The following is a 1,000-nucleotide window of genomic DNA, read 5'->3' on the forward strand; positions in this document are numbered from 1 at the left end:
TCCTGACCGATTCCGCGCCCGCTCTCGTGATCGGGACGAGGGAGACGCTGTCGGGGGTGAGCACCACGGCGGACACGGTGGTGTTGGACGACCCGGCGATCGTCGACGATCTGGCCGCGCGTTCTGGTGGTCCGGTGGCGGCTGTGGGTCTGCTGCCGGGGCATCCGGCGTATGTGATCTACACGTCCGGTTCGACGGGACGCCCCAAGGGCGTGGTGGTCAGCCATGCGCAGGTGGTGCGTCTGTTCACGCGGACCGAGGGGTGGTTCGGGTTCGGACCGGACGATGTGTGGACGTTGTTCCACTCGTACGCGTTCGACTTCTCGGTGTGGGAGCTGTGGGGTCCGCTGCTGTACGGCGGTCGCCTGGTCGTCGTCCCCTTCACCATCAGTCGCAGCCCGTCCGAGTTCCTGACCCTGCTGGCCGCCGAACAGGTCAGCGTGCTGAACCAGACGCCGTCGGCGTTCTACCAGCTGATGCAGGCCGACACCGACAACCCCGCGACCGGTGACCAACTCGCCCTCCGCCATGTGATCTTCGGTGGTGAGGCCCTGGATCTGGGCCGGCTGCCGGCCTGGTATGCCCGTCATCCGGAAGGGGCGGGCGGGCCGCGGCTGGTGAACATGTACGGCATCACGGAGACCACCGTTCACGTCACTCACCGCCTGCTGGACGAGGAGACCGTCACCGCCAGCACGGCGAGTCTGATCGGTGAGCCGATCCCGGACCTGCGTCTGTATGTCCTGGACACGGCACTGCAGCCCGTCCCGGCCGGAGTGGCGGGGGAGATGTATGTGGCCGGTCCGGGACTGGCCCGCGGTTACCTCAACCGTCCGGCCCTGTCCGCGGAGCGTTTCGTGGCCGATCCGTTCGGCCCGTCGGGTGCCCGTATGTACCGCACCGGTGACCTGGCCCGTCATCTGCCCGACGGCGAACTCGAATACCTCGGCCGCGCGGATGACCAGGTCAAGGTCCGTGGGTTCCGGATCGAACTCGGCGA

At 67.9% G+C, this 1,000-nt stretch carries 1 pseudogene; it reads left to right on the forward strand.

Annotated features, from left to right (window positions below):
• Window positions 1-2: 2 nt before the first annotated feature.
• Window positions 3-1,000: pseudogene (locus AB0D57_RS47920) on the forward strand (amino acid adenylation domain-containing protein); the annotation flags it as partial.

The organism is Streptomyces sp. NPDC048275, from assembly GCF_040652275.1.
Lineage (GTDB): Bacteria > Actinomycetota > Actinomycetes > Streptomycetales > Streptomycetaceae > Streptomyces.